We start from the raw sequence: 21,379 nt of genomic DNA on the forward strand, positions 1-21,379 counted from the left end.
GAGCGAGTTCGGCCGCTTGCGGCCGCTGCTCGAGCGCAGAGTGTGACCACCCAGCGCCTCGTCGCCGTGCCATCCGAGCCACGATTGCTTCGGCTTCGGCTTCGACTTAAGGCGAGCAGGCCCGGTCATGGCGAGCGCCCATTAAAAAGCCCGCGGAGGGGACCGCGGGCTCAGGGACATCCATCGATGCAAAGGCAGCAGGGGAACTGCCAGATATGCGTGGGACCGGTGCCTCTCGGCAACCTTGGGAGTAAATTTAAACCCCCGCAGATGAATCGGTCATGAGCCGATTAGATCGATTGAGTCCGGTCCATTTCGGCGGTGACCAGGGCGAACCCTTCGTCCAGCCAGCCCGTCACGCCGCCCGCGAGCAGCTTGACCGGCCGGCCGAGTCCGGCAAAGCGGATGGCGGCGCGTGTCGCCCCGTTGCAGTGCGGTCCGGCGCAATAGGTGACGAACAGCGTGTCCGCGGGAAACGCGCCGAGGCGAGATGCGATGATTTTTCCGTGGGGCATGTTGACGGCACCGGGCAGGTGGCCCCTGGCGTACAACGTGGGGCTGCGCGCGTCGACGAGTACGAAGCCCGGCTGGCCCGATGCGATCGCCTCGTGGACATCCCAGCAGTCGGTCTGGAAGGTCAGTTCGACGGAAAAGTGGCGAAGCGCCTCGGCGGAAGCGGCGGCGGGTAGGGCGGTGACGGCGTTGGACATGGCCTGCTCCTTGGGTGTGGCCGTATTGTTTACGCGTGGCGGGGTTGCCACAATTGGCGGATATGCCACCCATCGATCAGATCACGCCAAAGCAGGCAAGCTCCTCGAACACGACGCTCGTTCCCAGCTCCCCTGCCGGCCCGCTCGTCGTGGCCCTGGTCTACGACGGGCTGTGCACGTTCGAGTTCGGCTGTGTCGCCGAGGTGTTCGCGCTGCCACGTCCCGAATGTGGCCCCGACTGGTATCGCTTCGCCACGTGCGCGGTCTCGCCCGGTCCGCTGCGCGCGCTGGGTGGGCTGATGGTTACCGCCGAGGGTGGCCTCGCATTGCTTCGACGGGCCCACACCATCGTGGTGCCGGGCTGGCAGGGGATCGATGTCGAGGTACCGCCTGCGCTGGTCAGGGCGCTGAGGCGTGCGCATGCCCGTGGCGCGAGGCTCGTCTCGATCTGTTCCGGAGTCTTCGTGCTCGCGGCCACCGGTCTGCTGGACGACACGTCGGCGACGACGCACTGGCGCTACGCGGAACGGCTTGCCGAGCGCTATCCGCGGATCGACGTGAAGCCTGACGTACTCTACGTCGACGAGGGCAGGATCCTGACCTCGGCCGGCAGTGCGGCAGGGCTGGACCTCCTGCTGCATGTGGTACGCAGCGATTTCGGTCCCGACCGGGCCAACGAGGTGGCCCGGCGACTCGTCATCTCGCCCCACCGGGACGGCGGGCAGGCGCAGTTCATTTCGCAGCCCGTGGTCCGGCGCGAGGCGGACCACCGCTTGCCCTCGCTGCTGGACCGGCTGATGACGCAACTGGACCGGCCTACGACGGTGAGCGACATGGCCGCCTCGGTCGCCATGAGCGAACGGAGCTTCCTGCGCCGCTTCCGCGAGTTCACCGGCGTCTCGCCCGCCGACTGGCTGGTGCGTGCCCGCGTGGAGCGGGCCAGGGTGCTGCTCGAAGGCAGCACGTTGCCGGTGGAGGTCGTTGCGGCCCGGAGCGGCTTCGGCAGCGCGATCACGCTGCGCCATCACTTCCGGCGCCGGATGGGGGTCAGTCCGCTGGTCTACAGGCGGCGTTTTTCACTGGACGCCTCTGTATAGTATCGGCGCGGTGTGACGCATCACACGGACTAGGGGGAACGCATTGGAAGACGCACAGACCTGGCTTGGCCTGAATGGCCAGCGTTTCGGGCCGTACGCGATGGACACCGTCCGGCGCTGGCACCGGCAGGGCACGCTCGACAGTGCCGCGCTGTGCTGGCGAGAGGGCATGAGCGAGTGGCTGCCGCTGGACACCTTCCTGAGAGAGCATCCCGCACCTGACGCCGCCTATGCCGAACCGCCCTCGCTGGAGATGCCGCCGCCGGGCCTGACGCCCCGCGCCACTACCGTGGCGGCAGCCTCGCCCCGCAACGCCGACCCCATCGCACCGAGCCTCCACTGGGGCTGGGTCGCGGTGCTGACTGTCGTCACGCTGGGCATCTTCGCGCTGGTGTGGATGTTCGTGCAGTCGGTGTGGGTGAAGAAGATCGATCCGCGCAGCAAGGTCACCGTCTACTTCATCATCGCGCTCGCGTGCGGGTTCGCCGCCGGTTTCATCGGCGACCGCTCGCCGATCGCGTTCCTTCTGCAGGTGGTCGACATCGTCTTCATCTACATGGGCTATTACTCCATGTCCGCCTCGCTGAAGCGCTTCGGCGCCGAGCGCGGCCTGCCCATGGAGATCGGCGGGGTCACCCTGTTCTTCTTCACCACCTGGTACCTGCAGGGGCAGATGTCGCGCATCGCCCGCTGGCAGCAGACCGGCGTGATCGAGGACGCGCCCAAGGGCATCTTCTGGGCGATCTACGGCGTGCTCATGGTCCTGCTGGTCCTGGGGATCATCGTGGCGGTGCGCCTGTTCAGCTGAGCCGGGTCGTCATCCAGGCCTGAAACATCAGGATGGGCCACAGGTGGGTGTGCCATTTGTTGCAGCCGGACTGGAAGTCGCGCCACAGCGCGGTGACCTTTCCCGCATCGAAGATGCCCTGGCTTTCCAGCGTCACCGGATCGAGATGATGTTCCGCCCAGTCGCGCAGCGGGCCACGCAGCCATCGCGACACCGGGGCGCCGAAGCCCACCTTCGGGCGGTAGACCAGTTCGCGCGGCAGGTAGTTTTCCAGCACCGCCTTGAGCACGGCCTTGTGTTCGCCGCCGGCGAAGAGGTGCCGGGCCGGGATGCGCCATGCCGCCTGCATCACGTCCGCATCCAGGAAGGGGTGGCGCGCGACGATGCCGTAGGCGGCCGCGCAGCGGTCCACCTTGGTCATCAGCCCTTCGGCGAGGTCCATCTTCAGGTCGAGGTACATCACCCGCTGCATGTCGCTGCCGCCGGCGAACTGCCGGACGGGATCGGTAAACACGGTGCCGGGCTCCGTGCTGTTGCGCACGACCTGCTCGGGATGGCGCCATTTCGACACACGCTGCATGTAGCACTGCTCCAGCGTGGACAGCGACGCTTCCGCGATCACCGCCGGCACGCCACCCAGCCGCGAGCGTTCGCCGCGTGCCGAGGTATACCGCCCGGCGGCACGCCGTAGCGGACCCGGTATGCGTTGCGCCATCCGCGCGTTGCGCATGGCGCGGCTGTAGGACGAATGGCCGAAGAACAGCTCGTCGCCACCGTCGCCGGTCAGGACCGCGCCGACGTCGGACGACGCGAGCTGGCAGGCCAGCAGGGAGGGAATCTGCGAGGAGTCGGCAAAGGGTTCGCAGAACGCCGCGGGCACCTTGCCCAGCAGGTCCAGTACCTGGTGCCCCGCCAGCGTGGCATGTGTGTTGCGCACGCCCAGGGCGGCCACGACCTTGGCCGCCCAGGCGCTCTCGTCGTGGCTAGGATCGTCGAAGCCCACCGTGAAGGTGTCCACCGGCGTGGCGCTGTGCGATTGCAGGACAGCGGTGACGATGCTGGAATCCACGCCGCCGGACAGAAACGTGCCTGCCCCGAACGACCGCCGCGCGACGGACTGGTCGATGGCGCGGTGCGTGGCACCGACGCTTTCGTCGAAGGTGAGCTGCCGGCCTTCCTGCTCGGAGCGGGCGATGTGCTCTCGCGTATCCCAGTAGGGGATCTCGTCGACCTGCGCCAGGTACGCATGCCCCGGCGCACCGGTCGGCTCGAACCGTTTCAGCGTCCCCGGCTCGAGTTTGTAGACGTCACGGTAGATGGACAACGGCGCGGGAACGTAGCCGAAACGCAGATAAGCGCATACCGCATCCGGTGAAATCGTCGCCATGTCGCCCGGGCATTCGGCGATGGAGCGCAGGCAGGACGACACGGTGAAATGCCCCAGGCCGGGCCTGTAGTAGAGGCTTCGCTCGCCGGCGCGATCGCGGAACAGCCACAGGCAGCGTTCGTCTTCATCCCACAGGCAGCCGACACCGCCGGCGTCCATGCCCCGCACGGCATCGACGATGCCAAGGCGATCCAGTGCCTCGGCGAAGGTCTTCAGGCGGCAGCGATAGGGCACTACGCCACCGTCGGCCGGGTGCCCGCGCCGGCCGTAGATATCGCCGGAAAGGGTAAACAGGTACCGTCCACTGGGGGAGCGCAGCGTTCCCCCGTCGGCCCGGCGAGACGACGAGAACGACGACAGCGACAGCGATCCGCAACGGGACAGGACCTGGGGTTCGCGTGTCGTCGACGCATCGGCATGCGTCCTTGCAAGGATGCCGTCGGCGTCTTGTGCGGACGACCCGAGCGACTTCCAGCATCCCAGCAAGCCAGACATGTAACACCTTCCCGTTGAGGAGAAGTAACGCCTTCTCCGTGAGCGGGATCACGATATGGCGTCGTCGCTTTCGCGCTCCTTACGAAATTGCGGATGTCGGCATGGTTCTTGCGATCACTGCGCGAGCAGCCCCGCCGCCCCCAGTTGCGCGTAGACGGACAGCCGCAGGTCGGGATCGCGTGCCAGACTGGCGAGGCGTTGGGCACCGTCGGGCCACGCGCCCATGCCGCGCAGGAGGCCCAGGGTCTCCCCCCACCACAGGTCGTCGTCCTGTTCGATGGCGGGGCTGACGATGGCCTTTCGTACGAGCCCGAAGGCGCGGTCGCGTAACGCACCGGCAGGCATCGATTCCAACGCCGGCGCCAGTTCGTGCAGCACGGTCCGCGGCATGCGCGCTTCGGCATCGTGTTCGTCGGCCTGGGCTAGCGCCGCCTCGCTGCGATCCAGCAGCGCCACGATGGCCGACGTCGTCGCCGCGGTGCTTATGGGCGGCGTGCCGTCCGTGGAAACGAGCGCCTGGCGCACGACAAATCCGGCCTTGCGCAGTTCGCTGGCGTCACGATTGTGTGCATCCGGTGCGGGAATCGCGGTGTCGGCATCCGGCGTGCCTTCCACGCCGGCCATGAAACGTTGCTCGAGCAGCCAGTGCTCGCCCTTCGTGCTGGATTCGCAACGCGACGATGCGAGGTGATCGGTGACATAGCGGATGTACGCGTCGTTGAGCCGCTTCTGCAGCTCGGGTGTGGCGTCGAGCCGGGCGACGACCAGGGGAAGGTCACCGGCCATGCTGAGCGACGTCAGGGAGAACGAGGCATCGTCGCTGCGGGCACGATCCATCAGCGCGACGAGGGCGGGCACCATGCGCGGCACGGCGGCTTCGGGCACCTTGGTCAGCACGTGCAGGGCGGCCGCGGCTTCCGTTTCGCGCCGCGCGGCGGCGAGGCGTGCATCCCATGCCTGCTGCAGCGGGTCGCCCGGGGATGCGCCCGCCGTGATTGCCTCGAAGGCGGGTTGTGGGTCGTCGGCGTAGTAGGCCGTGCAGGTGGTGGCGTCGGGAAGGGGCAGGGCGCGCCACGCATCGGCGAGTGCGGCGCCCTGCAGTCCACGCTGGTGCGCGTTGCGCAGCATCAGGTGGGTGGTGTCCAGGCCGGCCGTGAACGGGCGGTGCAGTGGGTCCGCGGTTTCGTCGTTCACATAAGCCAGCGTGGCCAGCCCGGGCAGGCGGCGCTGCGCATGGGCCGCGGCGATTCCCGCGCGGTCGAGCAGGCGGTCGATACGCACGGTGTCGCCACCGGGCAAGGCGGCGGCGAGGCGAAGCAGCACATCGGCTTCGAGGCCGGGGGGCAACTGGCGGGCCCGCGCGGCGAGATCGTCGGTCCAGGCGCCCAGGCGATCGGCCGCGATGCCTGCCACGGGCCGGGCTGGCGAGGCATCCCAGGCGGGCGGGGTCTGTGTCGCTTGCGGGCTTTGCTTCGACGCGGGGCCGGCTTCGGCGGCAACGGCAGCCGACGGGTGATGGAAGACGATAAGACCGGTGATGATCAGCGCGGACAGCAGTCCGGCGGCCATGAACGAATAGCGCATGAGGGGGCATCCGGTGGGGGGTGGCCGGGAGCACGTGTTCCCGGCCACCGGTAACGCTTACTGGTAACGCGACGTATCGCGGTGAACCGCCGGGATGACGCTCAGCGGATCGTCCGTGATGACGTTGGTGGCGCCGGCGAACACCTGCGCCGTGAAGTTGGGACGGTCGTCCCGCGTTTCGTTGCCGAAGTAGCGGGTGCGGCTCAGGTAGTCGTTCAGCGCCGCGCAGCAGGTACCGTTGCTACGGACGAAGTGGTACCCGTCGTGCATGTTGACGCGGTACTCGATGACGGGCGAGAACGCACCCACGGGCCGCTTCAGGCCAGCCTCGGCACGCAGTAGCCCGAAGGTCGGGTCACCCGAGACGGGCTGCTTGTTGCCGATCTCGACCCAGGAGGCACCGATGCCCTTGGCCTCGTTGACCCATGCGTTCACGCGGCACTGCGCCGATTCCGGTGAGATCGCACCGCACAGCCCGTTGTAATGCGTCGCGATGTTGTCTTCGTCACCCGCGTAGACCGTGGGGGCGAAGGCGACGCCCTTGGTCGCGCCGAGCATGGCGTTGGGATTGCTGGCGAACAGCGACGAGCTGAACTTCAGCACGACCTGGTTCTGCATGCCCAGCTGCTTGGCGAGGTTGGCCGCCTGATTCACCGCGGTCACGGTCTTGATGTCGAGCACGACCAGCATGTGGTTGGCCTCGGTCTTCACCGTCGCCAACGCGCGCGCCACCGTGACCGGGTGGTACCCGGTCTTGGAGAAGTTGCGGTCACGGAGGAAGGAGCCGAGCAGCTCCTGCGATGACAGGGTGCGGATGTCCGGGTCCCAGCCCTTCGGGTTCTGCGCGGGCTGGAAGATGTCGAAGTTGGGCAGGTGGAAGAGCATGCGGCCGGCATTCTGGTCGTGGAACAACCAGAGCGCACCGTCGGCGTCTTCCTTCACGTCCAGTTCGATGGCTTCGACGTTGTGGTTGTACGTGTTCAGGATGGAGCACGACGAGTTTTCGGGGCAGCCGTTGTCGACGATGCCGCGGTGGGAAATGACCCCGACATCCTTGGTGTTGCCGACGTAGGGATTCTCGAACGCTGCGAGGATGCGGCTGGGGTTCCAGTTGTTGGCGGCCATGGCCGTGATGGGGGCGACCAGTGCGGCGACCGAGAGGGCGACGCAGAGGGGAAGGGTGGAGCGGCGTAGCGATCTGCTGAAACGACTCATGTGTGTGTGTCCTAAAAGGCAGAACGAAGACCGTGGGGCATGCGCCGGCACGGGTGTATCCATGCGGAAGCACCGCAGGATGCGTGGCGGCGGATGTCGGTCGTGGATGCCGGATCGCGCCAAAAGCCCTTATGCAATCGTTTGCATAGTAAGCCAGAGCGATATGACATCCAAGCGACCGCAGAGTTACCGGGGCGGCGCGCCGAAGCGGAAGCTGGACACGGTGATCGCACCCATGAAGTCGCGCTCGTGATAGATGCGTGTGCCGGAATCGTCGCCGGCGGCGCCGATGGCGACCATGAGCGGCAGCAGGTGGTCTTCGCGTGGATGGGCCGCGCGTGCCGCCGGTGCATCCGCCCAGTGCAGCAGTTGTGCATGTCGCATGGCGGGCGGCGCATCCACCAGGACATCGTTCAACCATCGGTCGAACAGGGCCGACGCGGTACCGCCCCTGCCGTTCATGAAGTTGCGCAAGTCATGGAAGCTGAGGCCACTGCCGACGATCAGCACGCCCTCGTCACGCAGCGGGGCAAGCAGCTCGCCCACGCGCAGATGCATCGCCGGGTCGAAGTCCGCCCGTAGCGACAATTGAACCACGGGCAGCGCCGCTTCCGGATACAGCGTGTGCATCAGGGAAAACGTGCCGTGGTCGAAGCCACGGTGGGGATCGAGACCCGAAGGCACGCCACCATCCGCCAGCAGTCGATACACGCGTTCGGCCAGTACCGGATCGCCCGGCGCGTCGTAGCGGATGCGGTAGGTATGCTCGGGAAAGCCGTGGTAGTCGAAGATCATCGGCGGCTGGGTGCCCGAAGACACCAGGAACCGGCTGGCTTCCCAGTGGCCGGAGACCATCAGGATGGCGCGGGGCGCGTCGCCCAGTTCACCGCGAACGGCGAGCAGCGAGGCTTCCAGGGCGTCGTAGGCTCCGCGTTGGTCGTCCTTGAGCCAGGGCCAGGGGCCGCCGCCGTGGGAGAGGAAGTAGGTGGGAAGTCGCATGCCGGCCGTCTCGCGTCGAGGCTGATCGGGCTATCGTAATCCCCGCGCTGCACCCCACGTAGCATTTCCCTTGACGCGGGTTGTGGCCCACTCCGGTCGGCAGCACAGCCAAGACGAGGTAGACCAGGATGGAAGCGCGCGATTTAGGGAACACCATTACCCTGTACCTGCCCCAGGGCGGCACGGGAGCGGAAGCGTACGCAGTGCTGCAGGAACGCGAGCGCATAGGCGGCTTCGCCAGCCGTGCCGAGTCGGTTCAATTCGCACTGGCGCTCGCCCTGACCCTGCACCGCAGCCGCAACGTGCCGGTGCGCATGCGGGTGGAGGACGATTCGGGCATCTGGCAGACCACGGATGCGCTGGCCGGCGCGATGCCCTGACGCTGGCTCTAGCTACCCCTTACGACCCATAGCATGCCGCAAGGCATCAATCCCGCCCCTCGCTGGCCGTGCAGCACTTCGTCGCGCGCCTTCAGCCGAACCGGCAGATCGTCCAGCGGGATACGCGATGCGCTGAAGTTGAACACCGCCCAGGCATCCGGGCCACGCTGCAAGGCGAGTACGGCGGGGTGACCGCTGTCGATCACCGTGACCGGTGCCAGTGGGTCCAGTCGTGTGTCGGCGCGTGCATCGAGGATGGCGCGTATGGCGGAGAAGCTCGATGCCGGCAGACCGTCACCGATCTCCATGTCACGCAGACGGGTTTCGTCGAAGCGGGGACGCCCGGTCCATCGGCTGTCCGCCATGATGGAGTCGACATCGCGCGCATCCTCGTTGTTGCCTTGGGCCAGTTCGTCGCCCATGAAGATCATCGGCACGGCGCCCGCCCAGCAGGCCAGGCCGTAAAGCAGCTGGAACCGGGCGAGGGCCAGGCGCTGCGCCGCGGGATCGTTGCCGGGCAGGCCCACGAGCGCGGCGGTCATACCGTTGGTGCCGTGCAGGGTGCGCTCGCGTCCGCGCTGGAACGCGACGCCGCGTGCATAGCTGCCCGGCACGCAACCTTCGAGGAAATCCGCGACGAAACCGATGCGTTCGCGAAAGCGCCGGCCACCGGCCGCCACGTCCTGCTTCAGCACGCTCCACACGATGTCGTCATGGCAACGCACATAGGTCATCCAGCCGGTACCGGGCGGCGGTGGCGGGGTGGCCTTCATGACCGTTTCCACCATGTCCGCGCGCTGTTCCACCAGCGCCGTCCACGAGGCGGCCATGAGGCCGCTGTGGTATGCCAGATGACATTCGGGATGCTGCGCGTCGCCCAGGTAGCGCGACACATCGGCCGGCGGCATCACCGCCTCGGCCTTCAGCAGCACGCCCGGTGCAACCAGCTCGATGACCGCGCGCAACGCCTGCAGGATGACGTGTACTTCCGGCTGGTTGGTGCACGCGGTGCCGGCGCGTTTCCACAGGAACGGCGCGGAGTCCAGGCGAAACACGTCGACGCCACGGTTGGCCAGGCCCAGCATGGTCTCGGCCATCGCGGCGAACACGGGGAAGTGGGCGTAGTTGAGGTCCCACTGGTAAGGATAGAACGTGGTCCAGACCCAACCGCCCATGGCCGGCACGTGGGTGAAGTTGCCCGGCGCGGCTTCGGGGAACACCTGGTCCAGCCCGACCTCGTAGGCGTCGCATGCCTGCCGGTCGGGCAGAGTGTGGAACCAGGCCTGGTAACGTGTGTCGCCCGCGGCGGCGGCGCGTGCCCATGCATGGTCGTCCGCGACATGGTTCAACACCAGGTCCGAGCACAGCATGATGTCCGCCGCATGCAGGTCGGTGCACAGCGCTTCCAGGTCGGCCATCGTGCCCAGCCGCGGTTCGATCTCGTCGAACGCGCGCACGGCAAAGCCGCCATCGTTCTCGCCATTGCGCCCGCGCAGGAACGGAAGCAGGTGCAGGTAGGTCACGCCCAGCTTCTGCAGGTGCGGTATGCGTGAGCGCACGCCGTTCAGATCCCCGGCGAAGCGGTCCACGTAGGCCATATAGGCCACGGGGCGTTCCTCCAGGAACCCGTCGGGCCGCACGGCGCGTCGTTCGTCACGGGCACGCAGGGCCGCGGGGCGCGCGTTGGCGAGGTGGCCGAGGCGATCGCAAAGATCGGCGAAGTGGTCCGCGAACCCTTCGCTACGGCCGTAGAGTGCCTCCAGCAGCCGATAAAGACGGCGAATCACCTCCGCGCTTGCCTGCCGACCTTGCCGGGGCGTGCCGCCCAACGCTTCGTGGAACGCATCCGCACCGGCTTCCGCGGCGTCGCACAACATGCTCATCGCTACTCCGTCGGCCCCGGGCGCCTGTCGATTCAGGCGAGGCCCGTGCCGTAGCCCTCGATCGTGCCGCGAGGTGCAACCGATTGCAAGGCCGCGATCAGAGCCAGCGCGTCACACCGCCATGATGGGAGCAGGTGCCGCGGCGGTTCAGACTGAAGCTGAAGGAGCCGTCGCCGCATTGTGCGGATGCACCAGCGGGCGGCTGGTCGTTCGTGGTGTGGGCGGGGCGGTGCACCTGGATGCCGTCCCGGTTCGTGTAATAGCCGTCCTCAACCAACGCGGCACCCGGTGCGGCGCGGTGATAGGAGGAAGGTCGCGCCTGTTGGGGAACGGCCTGCTGGGCCAGCGCGGACGTGGCGAAAAGCGCGGTGGCGGCAAGGGACAGCAGTAGACGGGCAAGCATTGGCGTTTCCTTGGTCGGGCGGTGATTCCGCCCGGAACGACGAGCAAGCACCATGCCGCGCGCGTCGCGGAGGGCTGGTTCTTGTGACGACGTGCCGTATTTGCCTGCAGGTCGGCGGTGCTTACGCCGCCGCGGCAAGCACTTGTTCCCTTCCATCGAAACTGGGTAGGCTCTGACCCGTTCCGAGGGGTGTCCTGCGATGGCAGGGCTGAGATGGCAGCGGCCGGACCCTTCGAACCTGATCCGGGTCATGCCGGCGAAGGGACGGGAATGCCAGGCACGCCATGGGGCGTGCACCCCCTGTTTATCGTCGCCCCGGGTCTCCCATCCTCCAGGAGAAGAGATCCATGCTTTCGAACACGCCTGTCAACGCGGATGCGCCCGCGACCGTGACCACCGGCCCGATACGGGGCTCGCGCAAGGTCTACCTTTCCCCGCCCGGTCATCCCCACCTGCGCGTTCCCTTTCGCCAGGTCACGCTGAGCGACCCCCGCGAAGCGCCGCTCAACCTGTACGACGCCTCGGGCCCCTACACCGATGCCGAAGCGGGCATCGATCTCGCTCGTGGCTTGCCGCCCGTGCGTGAAGCTTGGCTGGCGGCCCGTGAGCTGGTCCGCATCGACGGTCGCGACGTGCGGCCCGAAGACAACGGCAACCTCAGCGCCGACGCCGTGGTGCCAGCCTGTCCCGCGCCGGTTGCGTTGCGTCGTGGGCTGCCCGGGCGCCTGGTGACGCAATACGAATTCGCCAAAGCCGGCATCGTCACCGAAGAGATGGTGTACGCGGCTTTCCGCGAAAACCTCGGCCGGGAACACGCCTTGAGCGATGCCGCGGAACGGCGCGCGGACGGCGAGAGCTTCGGTGCCCAGATTCCCGACGTCGTCACCCCCGAGTTCGTCCGTGACGAGATCGCGCGGGGGCGGGCGATCCTGCCCGCCAACGTCAACCATCCGGAACTCGAGCCGATGGTCATCGGGCGCAACTTCCTGGTGAAGGTCAACGCCAACATCGGCAATTCCGCGGTCAGCTCCGGCGTGGCCGAGGAAGTCGAGAAGCTGGTGTGGTCCACCCGCTGGGGCGCCGACACCGTCATGGATCTTTCCACGGGCCGCAACATCCACAACATCCGTTCGTGGATCATGCGCAACGCGCCGGTGCCCATCGGTACCGTGCCGATCTACCAGGCCCTGGAGAAGGTCGGCGGCGATCCGCTGAAGCTCACCTGGGAGGTGTTCCGCGACACGCTGATCGAGCAGGCGGAGCAGGGCGTGGATTACTTCACCATCCACGCAGGCGTGCGCCTGGCCCATGTGCCGCTGGCGGCACGGCGTGTCACCGGTATCGTCAGTCGCGGTGGCTCGATCATGGCGCGCTGGTGCCTGGCCGGCCATCGCGAGAGCTTCCTCTACGAGAAATTCGAGGAGATCTGCGCCATCTGCCGGCAGTACGACGTGTCGTTGTCGCTGGGCGACGGCCTGCGTCCGGGGTCCATCGCCGATGCGAACGACGCGGCGCAGTTCGCCGAGCTGGAAACGCTGGGCGAGCTGACCCGCATCGCGTGGGACCACGGCTGCCAGGTGATGATCGAAGGGCCGGGCCATGTACCGATGCACAAGATCAAGGTGAACATGGACAAGCAGCTGGCGTTGTGCGGCGAGGCACCGTTCTACACGCTGGGGCCGTTGACCACGGACGTGGCACCCGGTTACGACCACATCACCTCCGGCATCGGCGCGGCGATGATCGGCTGGTTCGGCACCGCCATGCTCTGCTATGTCACGCCGAAGGAACACCTCGGGCTGCCCGATCGCGACGACGTCAAGGTGGGTGTCATCACCTACCGCATCGCCGCGCATGCCGCGGACCTGGCCAAGGGCCATCCGGCCGCGAAGCTGCGCGACGATGCGCTGTCGCGCGCGCGCTTCGATTTCCGCTGGGAGGACCAGTTCAACCTGGCGCTGGACCCGGACACCGCGCGCGCTTACCACGATGCCACGCTGCCCAAGGACGCGCACAAGGTGGCGCATTTTTGCTCCATGTGTGGCCCGAAGTTCTGCTCGATGAAGATCTCGCAGGACCTGCGTCGCGAAGCGGAAGCCATGGAGGGCATGGCACAGAAGTCGGAGGAATTCCTGGCCGGCGGGGGCGCCTTGTATGTCCCGGCCGCTTGAGGGCAGGGAGGTCGCGGTGATCGGTGCGGGCGTGGCCGGACTGACGGCCTCTCTGGCGCTGGCCGAACGTGGCGCGAGGGTGGTGCTGTACGAGCGATCGGCGACGTTGGGTGCGCAAGCCTGCTCGTGGATGGCAGGTGGCATGCTGGCGCCGTATTGCGAGCGTGATGGCAGCGAGCCGCGCGTGAGCGAGCGTGGCATGGCGGCGCTGGACTGGTGGCCACGGCATGTGCCGGGCGTGACGCGCGGCGGTTCGCTGGTGGTGGTGGTGCCGCGCGATCGTGCGGACCTGGCGCGCTTCGCCGCGCGCACCGAACGCCACGAGGCGCTGGATGCCGACGCCCTTGCTGCGCTCGAACCCGACCTGGCCGGCCGCTTCGGACAGGCCCTGTGGTTTGCCGATGAAGCCCATCTCGATCCGCGGCACGCCCTGGAGGCACTGGCTCTTGCCCTGCGCCGCCTCGGTGGCCGCCTCGAAATGGACGCTGACGTGCGTTGCGACGACTTCGCCGACCGGCCGGTGATCGACTGCCGTGGGCTGGGTGCGCGCGACGCGCTGCCCAGCCTGCGTGCCGTCCGCGGCGAGATGATCCTGCTGCGCAGCAGGGATATCCGCCTGCATCGACCCGTTCGCTTGTTGCATCCCCGTACGCCGGTCTATGTCATTCCCCGCGCGGACGGGCTGTTGATGCTCGGCGCCACCTCGATCGAGAGCGAGCACGCAGGCCCGGTGAGCGCGCGTTCGGCCATGGAACTGCTCAACGCCGCTTACCTTTTGCACCCGGCCCTGGCCGACGCCGAGATCGTCGAGCTCGGCGTCGGCCTTCGGCCAGCGTTTCCCGACAACCTGCCGGCGGTGGTGCGCGACGGCCAGGTGCTGCGTTTCAACGGCCTGTACCGGCACGGTTTCCTGCTGTCGCCGTGGTATGCGGAACACCTGGCGGATGGCCTGGCCGATCACTATGCGGAGGCGGCATGAGCATCACGGTCAATGGAGAAACACAGGACGATGCCGCCGACCTGCTTGCGCTGCTCGCGCGGATGGGTCTGCGCGAGGCGGTCGTCGCCACGGCGTTGAACGGCACGTTCGTGCCGGCGGCGCAGCGCGGCTCAACGCTGTTACGCGCGGGGGACCACGTCGAGGTCCTTGCGCCGATGCAGGGAGGCTGAGCATGGATACCCTTGTGCTCTACGGGCACGAACTGCACTCGCGGCTGCTGCTGGGCACGGCGCAATACCCGTCGCCCGCGTGCCTGGCCGAGGCGGTGCGTGCCGCCGGCAGCGAGGTCGTCACGGTGTCGCTTCGCCGCGAATCGGCCAGCGCGCAGAGCGGTCAGCAGTTCTGGCAGCTTGTGCGCGAACTCGGCTGCCGGGTACTGCCGAACACGGCAGGCTGCCATTCGGTGAAGGAGGCGGTTACCACCGCGCGCATGGCACGCGAGCTGTTCGACACGCCGTGGATCAAGCTGGAGGTGATCGGCGACAGCGATACGCTGCGCCCCGACGTCTTCGGCCTGGTGGAAGCGGCACGCATCCTCGCGGCCGAAGGCTTCGAGGTGTTTCCGTACACCACCGACGACCTGGGCGTGGCCGAGCGCCTGCTCGATGCCGGCTGCCGCGTGCTGATGCCTTGGGCGGCGCCGATCGGCAGCGGGCGTGGCCTCAGCCACCCCTACGCCCTGCGCACCCTGCGCAGCCACTATCCCGGCGTACCCCTGATCGTCGATGCCGGCATCGGGCTACCGTCGCAGGCGGCCGCCGCCATGGAGATGGGTTACGACGCGGTGCTGCTCAATACGGCCGTGGCCAAAGCCGGCGATCCCGTCGGCATGGCCGGGGCCTTCGCCCATGCGATCACCGCGGGCCGCGCCGCGTGGCGGGCCGGGCCCATGGAAGCACGCGACATGGCCACACCGTCCACGCCCGTGTTGGGGATGGCGCAGTGGGGGTAAGGGTTTACCTGTCCGGCTAAGCGGTCCGTCGTGCCAGGCAATGCGCCACGACCCAGCTTGCCGGCTTGATCTGTCCTTGCGGCCCGAACACCAGCGGCCGTTGCGCGGCCGGCCCTGCGGCGGGCGTGGCACCGGTACGGTGTGCGGTGTCCCACACGCCCCAGGTCAGCACGGCCGATACGGTGCCCGTGCCCAGCACCAGGTCGAGGTAGCGCTTGTAGGTACCGGCGACGATGGCATCGCGCTCGGTGACGGTGCCGGTCAGGTGGCTGTCGTCCACGTCCAGTTCGGTGACGTAGACGCGAAGACCGAGGTCGTGCACCTGCCGCAGGAACGCGGCGAGGCCGGGACCGAAGCTTTGGGCGTCCGCGGCACGCAGGTGGGACTGGATACCCAGCGCATGCACCGGCACGCCGCGTCGCTTCATCTCCCGCAGCAGGGTGAGCACGGCGGCGCGCTTGCGCATGCCGGACGGGGAGTCGCTCTCCAGGCCGTAATCGTTGTAGCAGAGTACGGCGTCCGGATCGGCGCGATGCGCTGCCCTGAAAGCCACGTCGAGGTAGCCGGGGCCGAGCATCCGGTACCAGAACGCGTTGCGCAAACCGCCGGGCTGGCCGTCGTCCACCTGGATCGCCTCGTTGACGACGTCCCACGACACGATCCTGCCCCGGTAGCGACTGACCACCGCGGCGATATGTTGCGTCAACACGCTTTCCGCGTTGGCGGGCGTGACGCTGCGCTCGACCCAGTCGGGCAAGGCGCGATGCCAGCACAACGTGTGACCGCGCATGCCTTGATGGTGGGCGGCGGCGAACGCGGCGATGCGGTCGGCCGGTGCAAAGTCGTAGCGGTCCTGCGCGGGATGGACCTGGGCCCATTTCAACGCGTTTTCCGGGACCACGATGCCGGCTTGTTTCGCCACGATGTCCTGGTAGGCCGGGTCGTTCGCGAGCGGGGCAGGGTCCACCGCGAAGCCGAACGACAGCCCGTGCTCCGCGGCCACGGTGCGCAACGGACGGAAAGCGTCGTCCGCGACGGCGGGACCCACACGCAGCAGCGGCGCAACTGCCAGGGCCCGCAGGGCGGTGGTGATGAAGCGGCGTCGATCAAGCGGTGTCATGCGTGGGCTCCGGGGGTATGGCAGTAACGCGCACGCGCGTCATCACGATCACGGCACAGGCCAGCGCGAGTACGCCGGCGATGAGGAACGACACACCCGGGAAGCGATGGTCGATACCCCAGGCGAGCACCTGTGTCAGCAACAGCGGACCGATGATTTCCGTCACGCTGCCCATCGCGCCCAGGCCACCCTGGAGTTGCCCTTGCCGCGTCGCATCGACCATGCCCGACAGCATGGCCTGCATCGCGGCCATGGCGAGTCCGGACAGCGCGCTGGTGCAAAAAAGTACATAGACCTGCCAGCTGGCCGTGACCACGGAAAACGCCAGGAACGACAGGCCGCCGGCAACCACGCCGATCAGCACCGCCTTGCGTTCGCCGAAGCGTGCGATCGCCGGCCCGGTCAACCCGCCTTGCACGATGGTGGCCGTCAGGCCGACGAATGCCAGGCTCCAGCCGATGGCCGTGGCATCCCAGCCGAAGCGTGCCGTCGCCCAGAAGCTCCACGTGGCCGGGTAAACCATCTGCGCCAGTTGCCAGAGGAAAACGGCCACCAGCAGGGGTGCCGCATGGCCCGCATGGAAGAGCGGCCGGAACGCTCCGATGACATGGGCGTCGCGCAGGCGGAAGGGACGGCGATGCTCGCGGGCCAGCGTTTCCGGCATCGCCACGAGCATGACCAGCGCGTTGACCAGTGCCAGCGTCGCGGCGGCATAGAAGGGCGCGCGCGGCCCCCATACCGAGAGCAAGCCTCCAATGGCCGGACCGATGATGAAGCCCAGGCCGAACATCGCGCCGATGAGCGCAAAGGCGCCGCCACGTTTTTCCGCCGGCATCACGTCCGCGACCACCGATCCTGCCGGACCGTACACCGCACCTGCGGCGCCGGCGATCACGCGCCCCAGGAAAAGCCATGCGATGCTCGGCGCCAGCGCCATCACCGCATAGTCGATACCGAAGCTCAGCATCGAGGCGATCAGCACCGGTCGCCGTCCGAACCGGTCCGACAGGTTTCCCAGTATGGGACCGGCGATGAACTGCGCTCCCGCGTAGGCGACAAGCATGTAGCCGGCGAGTCGCGTCGCGTGCTCGATATCCGTGTGGCCGAGGCTCGTGAGCAGGGCAGGGAACACCGGGATGACGATGCCGAAGCCGATCGTGTCGATCAGCACCGCCGCCAGGACCATGCCTATCGCCTTGTTCTCGATGCGCATGCGGTCTTCCGGTAACGGTGCGGGTCGATCAGCGCTGAACGGAGCACGTGGCGCCGGCGGTCGCGGGAGCCGGACCGAAGGACGCGGCGGAGCAGTCGACCACCTGCCCGACGCCCACCTCGCGGTAGTGCCACAACCCCCTGGCCCCATACGCTACCAGACCCGTCCCCTCGGCGACGTGGCAGACCGCGCCCTCCGAGGCGCAGGCGGCAAAGCCCAGCGGTACGTCACCCGTGCCCCTCGGCGCCATCTTGCGCGTGAGATCCTGGGAGAACATCAAGGTGCCGAATCCGTTATTGTCGGCATTGGGCGTGCGCCCCTCCGGGCGAAGCTTGAGCGCGGCCTTCTGCGTGTACGGTGCGGCCACGTCGCTTCGGTGGAGGTAATGATTGGCCACCATCTCGTACACGGGGCGCAGGTCGCCCCGGTCGATGTTGGAGATCGTGTCGTGGCGGTATTTGCCGGTGGTATCCACCATCGGGGTGAAGATCACCTCGTTGAAGAGGTTGTACGACGCGACGTATTCGAAGCCGGCGAGCAGTCGGTTCCCGTGCGCGGCATACAGGTCGAAGCCCTGGGCCCAGGCCACTTCGGCCACCTCGGCGAGATTGCCGATGCCCAGCTGGGTATGCGTCTGGTCACGCCCGCTCTCCTGGGTCTCGCCCTTTGTGTCGATGACGTAATGCGTCAGCGATCCGTTGGACGGTCCGTTGTAGTAATAGTCCAGCGCGCGGTTGAACATCGGCCAGTCGTTCGTATACACGCCGATGGCCATCATGGTCTTCATGCAACTCGAATCCCAGTTGCCGTTGGCATAGGGAGCGAAGTTGCCGATGACCGGATAGAAGACGCGGCGGAACATGTCTTCCGACGCCTTGACGTCGGCGGCCGACCAGTGGGCGTCGCTGTGGCGAATCAGTTCCGCGGCGGCAACGAACTTGAAACCGTCCAGGCCGGCCGCCAGCGGCGCATCGGCACCCTCGATCGAGACCAGGTTGCCGGACCACGCGTTCAGGATGTTGATGGCGTTGGTGGCGTAGCGCGGATCGTCGCTGAGCACCCACATCACCGCTTGCTGATAGGCCGCATTGGCATCGTCGTCGAACTCGATCATGCACATCGCCTTCGCCGGCACGTCGCGCACCACATGTGGACAATGGCCGCCCCGCGCACGGTAGGTCGGCGACGAAAGCCTGTCGTCGCGCAACACCGCATAGCCGCTGGCCCACGGCTCCTGCGAAAGATGCGATTTGATCCGCGCGATGTCGCTCGCGGTGTGCATGACGCCCGGGTGGACGAAGGTAGCTGCGGCCTGGGCCTGCGCGGTGCCGGCGGCGCAGGCCAGCAACACGGCGGTCAGCGAGGCGAGGTATCGCGGGGCGTCGCTAGGGAAACCGTTGGAACGGTGGCGAGTCATGATCTATCCGATGGGATCGCTGGAAAGTTGCGGAAAATCGTTGTTTATTGCGCTCGCAGCCGTCTAAATCGCAAGGGCGTGCCGGCGTGTCTTCACGGTCAGGCAGGCGAGGGCGCCGACAATGACAGCGCCGGTCATCGCCTGCAAGACGCCGTGATTGTTCGCGGCGTGGTAATCCGATCCATGCAGCACCCAGCCGCTGGCCAGCGCGGAAGCTACCAGGCCGAGCTTGGCGGTGAAGGTCAGCCACGCCATCGTCGTTGCCGGAGCGACACGGGTCGCTCGTTCCGCCGCCATGCCCGCGGCCAGGGACCATAACCCCAGTAGCACGCCGCCGCACGCCGAGCCGTAGACGAATCCGGCCAGCAACAGCGCGTCGCCACCCTGGGCGGCAACGCCACGAAAGACCAGGACGGACGCCAGCATGGCGCCGGCAGCGATGCGCAGCATGCCGGCCAGCGTGGTGCGGCGGGATAACCAGACCCACGCCGGTTGCGAGATGGCCGTTCCGGCCGCGATGGCCAGCAGCAGGTAGGCCACGTGCCCCTGATCGGATGATGCGACGAAGTAAACCTCGAGACGGCCAAACAGTGAGGTTCCTGCGGAGACGACGAACATCGCCGCCAGCATGCGTGATGGTTGCATGCCATAGCGCGTGGGCGACATCGCCGGTCGCGACGTCAAGGGCACGGCCGCCCCGCCGACCTCGGGTATCCGCGCATCGAGGTGCCGACGCAGCAGCATGGCGGTCAGCGTGGCGACCAGGGACACGGCGACGGTGAAGCAGGCGAAGATCGCGCGTGCCGATGCTTTTTCGTGGACCAGTAACGGCGCAAGCACCCCGGTGACCAGCATGGCCGCAACGCCGCCGGTCACGTAGCGGGTCGAGGCCAGCGCGGTGCGCTCGCGGTCGTCGAGGGTCAGCATGGCCAGCAACGCGTTCTGCGGCACGTCGATGAAGACGTAGGCGAGACGAACGCAGACGACGCCTGCGACAGCCAGTGCGCCGTGGGCGAAGGGCGGCAGCAGCCCCGACAGGCCGAACGCCACGAAGGCGGCACCGCAGGCGAGCGTGGCCCACGCCTGGACCTGGCCGGCCTGTCGCACACCCAGACCCCATCGGGTCAGGAACCGCGCGGCGACGATATCCAGAACGGCAGACAAAGCCATGCTGACCGCGAGGACGCGCCCGGCATCCAGCGGGGGCATTTGCCATGCCTCGGTCAGCACGTAGCCGAAAAGCAGCTCGGCCGCGTGCCAGAACAGGCTTTTGCCGCCATGCGCCCCGCCGTAGGCGATCAGCCGCTGTCGATCCTCGTGCACCCGACACCCCACTTGCCGTGTGGAAAGGTGACCATGTTAGGGCCCTAGTGTTTCACCAGAAAAAACATTCCTTGAAGGGCAGGCTGGCCGCACCGAGCGCCACGGGGTCGTGGGGGGCATCGGCCAGCACCACGGCCGGCAATGGGCGCCCATGGCCGCGGCGCGACACGTTGTCGATGACGATGCGCGCGGCCAGCCGTGCCGCCAGGTCGGCCGGGGCACGTCCACCGAGCACGATGGCGGCGGGGTCCGCGATGGCGACCACGGCCGAACTCACGGCGGAAAGGCCCGGCGCCACGCGGTCCAGCCAGTGTTCGATGCCGGGCCACGCCGGGTCGTAGCCGTCGATCAGGGCCTGCACGGTGGGCAGGTCGTGGCCGTCCTCGACCAGCATGCTTCGCAGGGTTTCCAGGGCGGCGCGCTCGTGCCCCAGCGCGGGCAGCATGCCGGCAAATTCACCCGAGTTGCCGTGATGACCGCGGTAGCAGCGCCCATCGAGGATCATGCCGCCGCCGAAACCGTGGCCGAAGAAATAATAGGCGAAGTCCCGATAATCACGGCCGACGCCGTAAAGGCTTTCGCCGATGGCCGCCACGCTGCCGTCGTTGTCCAGCCAGACCGGATAGCCGGTAGCCTCCGACAACAACACGTCCAGTTCGATCAGCGCGATATCGTCGAGCGCCGAGGGCGGGTTCATCCGCGATCCCTCGCCGATGAAGAAGCCCGTGGTGCCCACGCCCACGCCCAATACCCGTTCGACCGGCACGCCCGTGCGCCGCACCAGCCGGCCCAGCAAGGTGTCGATGCGTTTGACCAGTGCTTTCCGGCCGGTCGTGGCTAGCGTCTCGTCGTGGCGGATCAGCACGTTCCCCGCGAAATCGATCAGGCACAACGACATCGAGTCGGTGGTGATCGATACGCCGACCGAATAGGCGAACGCCGGGTCGAGGGTTATGGCCACCGCCGGCTTGCCACGTCCTACCGAGATGGTTTCGCCCATGCACAGCATGCCGCGCTCGACCAGTTCGTCGACCAGCCGCTTGATCGACTGGGCCGTGAGTCCCGTGGCCCGGCCGAGATCCGCCCGCGTGGTGGTGCCATGGTGGCGGACGAGGTCGAGCAGGTCGCGCTCGTTGTGGGAAACCGTATCGGCGGAGTCCGGCGCACGCAGGAACTGCGGCGCCACCTGGCTGGCAAGGGGAGTGGGAGCGGGCATGGGTGGGCAGGGTTCCTCGTTTCGGCG

General features: G+C 67.6%; 18 protein-coding genes, 1 pseudogene and 1 riboswitch. Of the genes and pseudogenes, 7 read left to right on the forward strand and 12 right to left on the reverse strand.

Features of this window, described 5'->3' with window-relative positions; genetic code table 11:
- Nucleotides 1-290 precede the first annotated feature (290 nt).
- Nucleotides 291-710: a rhodanese-like domain-containing protein gene (locus tag QRN34_RS11435; RefSeq protein ID WP_285404593.1), complete on the reverse strand. Its 420-nt coding sequence runs from the start codon at nt 708-710 to the stop codon at nt 291-293.
- 62 nt (nt 711-772) lie between these two features.
- Here QRN34_RS11435 and ftrA point away from each other — a divergent pair, with 62 nt between their 5' ends.
- Entirely contained in the window at nt 773-1,807 is a 1,035-nt protein-coding gene (ftrA, locus tag QRN34_RS11440) for a transcriptional regulator FtrA (protein ID WP_285404594.1), read from the forward strand.
- Nucleotides 1,808-1,850: 43 nt separating this feature from the next.
- Nucleotides 1,851-2,615 (forward strand): DUF4339 domain-containing protein, encoded by a 765-nt coding sequence (locus QRN34_RS11445; protein ID WP_285404595.1) that lies wholly within the window; start codon nt 1,851-1,853, stop codon nt 2,613-2,615.
- Here the strand turns inward: QRN34_RS11445 and QRN34_RS11450 are convergent.
- The 4 genes and pseudogenes from QRN34_RS11450 to QRN34_RS11465 form a co-directional block, all read right to left on the reverse strand.
- Nucleotides 2,608-4,476 (reverse strand): asparagine synthase-related protein, encoded by a 1,869-nt coding sequence (locus QRN34_RS11450; protein ID WP_285404597.1) that lies wholly within the window; start codon nt 4,474-4,476, stop codon nt 2,608-2,610. The two genes, QRN34_RS11445 and QRN34_RS11450, sit on opposite strands and share 8 nt — an antisense overlap.
- Before the next feature lie 114 nt (nt 4,477-4,590).
- Complete coding sequence (locus QRN34_RS11455; RefSeq protein ID WP_285404598.1) at nt 4,591-6,060, reverse strand: hypothetical protein; 1,470 nt, start codon at nt 6,058-6,060, stop codon at nt 4,591-4,593.
- A gap of 57 nt (nt 6,061-6,117) precedes the next feature.
- Nucleotides 6,118-7,275 (reverse strand): glycerophosphodiester phosphodiesterase family protein, encoded by a 1,158-nt coding sequence (locus QRN34_RS11460; RefSeq protein ID WP_285404600.1) that lies wholly within the window; start codon nt 7,273-7,275, stop codon nt 6,118-6,120.
- A gap of 201 nt (nt 7,276-7,476) precedes the next feature.
- Nucleotides 7,477-8,274 (reverse strand): annotated as a pseudogene (locus tag QRN34_RS11465) (class III extradiol ring-cleavage dioxygenase); the annotation flags it as partial.
- A 128-nt stretch (nt 8,275-8,402) separates the two neighbouring features.
- Here QRN34_RS11465 and QRN34_RS11470 point away from each other — a divergent pair.
- Entirely contained in the window at nt 8,403-8,654 is a 252-nt protein-coding gene (locus tag QRN34_RS11470) for a hypothetical protein (protein ID WP_285404602.1), read from the forward strand.
- Between the two features lie 8 nt (nt 8,655-8,662).
- Here QRN34_RS11470 and QRN34_RS11475 read toward each other — a convergent pair whose 3' ends face one another.
- Nucleotides 8,663-10,537, reverse strand: a complete 1,875-nt coding sequence (locus QRN34_RS11475; protein ID WP_285404603.1) for an alpha-amylase family glycosyl hydrolase — start codon at nt 10,535-10,537, stop codon at nt 8,663-8,665.
- Nucleotides 10,538-10,634: 97 nt separating this feature from the next.
- Complete coding sequence (locus QRN34_RS11480; protein ID WP_285404604.1) at nt 10,635-10,940, reverse strand: DUF3761 domain-containing protein; 306 nt, start codon at nt 10,938-10,940, stop codon at nt 10,635-10,637.
- Between the two features lie 175 nt (nt 10,941-11,115).
- Nucleotides 11,116-11,222: riboswitch (TPP riboswitch) on the forward strand.
- Nucleotides 11,223-11,287: 65 nt separating this feature from the next.
- Between QRN34_RS11480 and thiC the strand changes: the two genes are divergently transcribed.
- Genes thiC through QRN34_RS11500 form a run of 4 tightly spaced genes read left to right on the forward strand, consistent with a single transcriptional unit; the run spans nt 11,288 to nt 15,063 of the window.
- Nucleotides 11,288-13,111: a phosphomethylpyrimidine synthase ThiC gene (gene thiC, locus QRN34_RS11485; RefSeq protein WP_285404605.1), complete on the forward strand. Its 1,824-nt coding sequence runs from the start codon at nt 11,288-11,290 to the stop codon at nt 13,109-13,111.
- A complete protein-coding gene (locus QRN34_RS11490) occupies nt 13,095-14,090 on the forward strand; it encodes an FAD-dependent oxidoreductase (protein ID WP_285404606.1) in 996 nt (331 codons plus the stop codon). Before thiC ends, QRN34_RS11490 begins: the two co-directional genes overlap by 17 nt.
- Complete coding sequence (gene thiS, locus QRN34_RS11495) at nt 14,087-14,281, forward strand: sulfur carrier protein ThiS (protein WP_285404607.1); 195 nt, start codon at nt 14,087-14,089, stop codon at nt 14,279-14,281. Before QRN34_RS11490 ends, thiS begins: the two co-directional genes overlap by 4 nt.
- A gap of 2 nt (nt 14,282-14,283) precedes the next feature.
- A complete protein-coding gene (locus QRN34_RS11500; protein ID WP_285404608.1) occupies nt 14,284-15,063 on the forward strand; it encodes a thiazole synthase in 780 nt (259 codons plus the stop codon).
- A gap of 16 nt (nt 15,064-15,079) precedes the next feature.
- Here QRN34_RS11500 and QRN34_RS11505 read toward each other — a convergent pair whose 3' ends face one another.
- The 5 genes from QRN34_RS11505 to QRN34_RS11525 all read right to left on the reverse strand — a co-directional run bounded on the left by QRN34_RS11505 (nt 15,080) and on the right by QRN34_RS11525 (nt 21,352).
- Nucleotides 15,080-16,183 carry an endo-1,4-beta-xylanase gene (locus QRN34_RS11505; protein WP_285404609.1) on the reverse strand — a complete coding sequence of 368 codons (1,104 nt, stop codon included), beginning with the start codon at nt 16,181-16,183 and terminating at the stop codon, nt 15,080-15,082.
- Complete coding sequence (locus QRN34_RS11510; RefSeq protein ID WP_285404611.1) at nt 16,170-17,396, reverse strand: TCR/Tet family MFS transporter; 1,227 nt, start codon at nt 17,394-17,396, stop codon at nt 16,170-16,172. The genes QRN34_RS11505 and QRN34_RS11510 overlap by 14 nt, the downstream gene beginning before the upstream one ends.
- A gap of 28 nt (nt 17,397-17,424) precedes the next feature.
- Nucleotides 17,425-18,813 carry an alginate lyase family protein gene (locus QRN34_RS11515; protein WP_285404612.1) on the reverse strand — a complete coding sequence of 463 codons (1,389 nt, stop codon included), beginning with the start codon at nt 18,811-18,813 and terminating at the stop codon, nt 17,425-17,427.
- A 63-nt stretch (nt 18,814-18,876) separates the two neighbouring features.
- Complete coding sequence (locus tag QRN34_RS11520; protein WP_285404613.1) at nt 18,877-20,136, reverse strand: MFS transporter; 1,260 nt, start codon at nt 20,134-20,136, stop codon at nt 18,877-18,879.
- A gap of 52 nt (nt 20,137-20,188) precedes the next feature.
- Nucleotides 20,189-21,352, reverse strand: coding sequence for an ROK family transcriptional regulator (locus QRN34_RS11525; protein WP_285404614.1), 1,164 nt, complete (start codon nt 21,350-21,352; stop codon nt 20,189-20,191).
- Between the last annotated feature and the right edge of the window lie 27 nt (nt 21,353-21,379).

This window comes from Luteibacter sp. ME-Dv--P-043b (genome assembly GCF_030209605.1).
Taxonomy (GTDB): Bacteria; Pseudomonadota; Gammaproteobacteria; order Xanthomonadales; family Rhodanobacteraceae; genus Luteibacter.

Excerpts from the sequence above, each read along its gene's own strand:
- QRN34_RS11435 (WP_285404593.1), bottom strand. The coding sequence starts at position 710 with ATGTCCAACGCCGTCACCGCCCTACCCGCCGCCGCTTCCGCCGAGGCG.
- ftrA (WP_285404594.1), top strand. The coding sequence starts at position 773 with ATGCCACCCATCGATCAGATCACGCCAAAGCAGGCAAGCTCCTCGAAC.
- QRN34_RS11450 (WP_285404597.1), bottom strand. The coding sequence starts at position 4,476 with ATGTCTGGCTTGCTGGGATGCTGGAAGTCGCTCGGGTCGTCCGCACAA.
- QRN34_RS11455 (WP_285404598.1), bottom strand. The coding sequence starts at position 6,060 with ATGCGCTATTCGTTCATGGCCGCCGGACTGCTGTCCGCGCTGATCATC.
- QRN34_RS11460 (WP_285404600.1), bottom strand. The coding sequence starts at position 7,275 with ATGAGTCGTTTCAGCAGATCGCTACGCCGCTCCACCCTTCCCCTCTGC.
- QRN34_RS11470 (WP_285404602.1), top strand. The coding sequence starts at position 8,403 with ATGGAAGCGCGCGATTTAGGGAACACCATTACCCTGTACCTGCCCCAG.
- QRN34_RS11475 (WP_285404603.1), bottom strand. The coding sequence starts at position 10,537 with ATGAGCATGTTGTGCGACGCCGCGGAAGCCGGTGCGGATGCGTTCCAC.
- QRN34_RS11480 (WP_285404604.1), bottom strand. The coding sequence starts at position 10,940 with ATGCTTGCCCGTCTACTGCTGTCCCTTGCCGCCACCGCGCTTTTCGCC.
- thiC (WP_285404605.1), top strand. The coding sequence starts at position 11,288 with ATGCTTTCGAACACGCCTGTCAACGCGGATGCGCCCGCGACCGTGACC.
- QRN34_RS11490 (WP_285404606.1), top strand. The coding sequence starts at position 13,095 with ATGTCCCGGCCGCTTGAGGGCAGGGAGGTCGCGGTGATCGGTGCGGGC.
- thiS (WP_285404607.1), top strand. The coding sequence starts at position 14,087 with ATGAGCATCACGGTCAATGGAGAAACACAGGACGATGCCGCCGACCTG.
- QRN34_RS11500 (WP_285404608.1), top strand. The coding sequence starts at position 14,284 with ATGGATACCCTTGTGCTCTACGGGCACGAACTGCACTCGCGGCTGCTG.
- QRN34_RS11505 (WP_285404609.1), bottom strand. The coding sequence starts at position 16,183 with ATGACACCGCTTGATCGACGCCGCTTCATCACCACCGCCCTGCGGGCC.
- QRN34_RS11510 (WP_285404611.1), bottom strand. The coding sequence starts at position 17,396 with ATGCGCATCGAGAACAAGGCGATAGGCATGGTCCTGGCGGCGGTGCTG.
- QRN34_RS11515 (WP_285404612.1), bottom strand. The coding sequence starts at position 18,813 with ATGACTCGCCACCGTTCCAACGGTTTCCCTAGCGACGCCCCGCGATAC.
- QRN34_RS11525 (WP_285404614.1), bottom strand. The coding sequence starts at position 21,352 with ATGCCCGCTCCCACTCCCCTTGCCAGCCAGGTGGCGCCGCAGTTCCTG.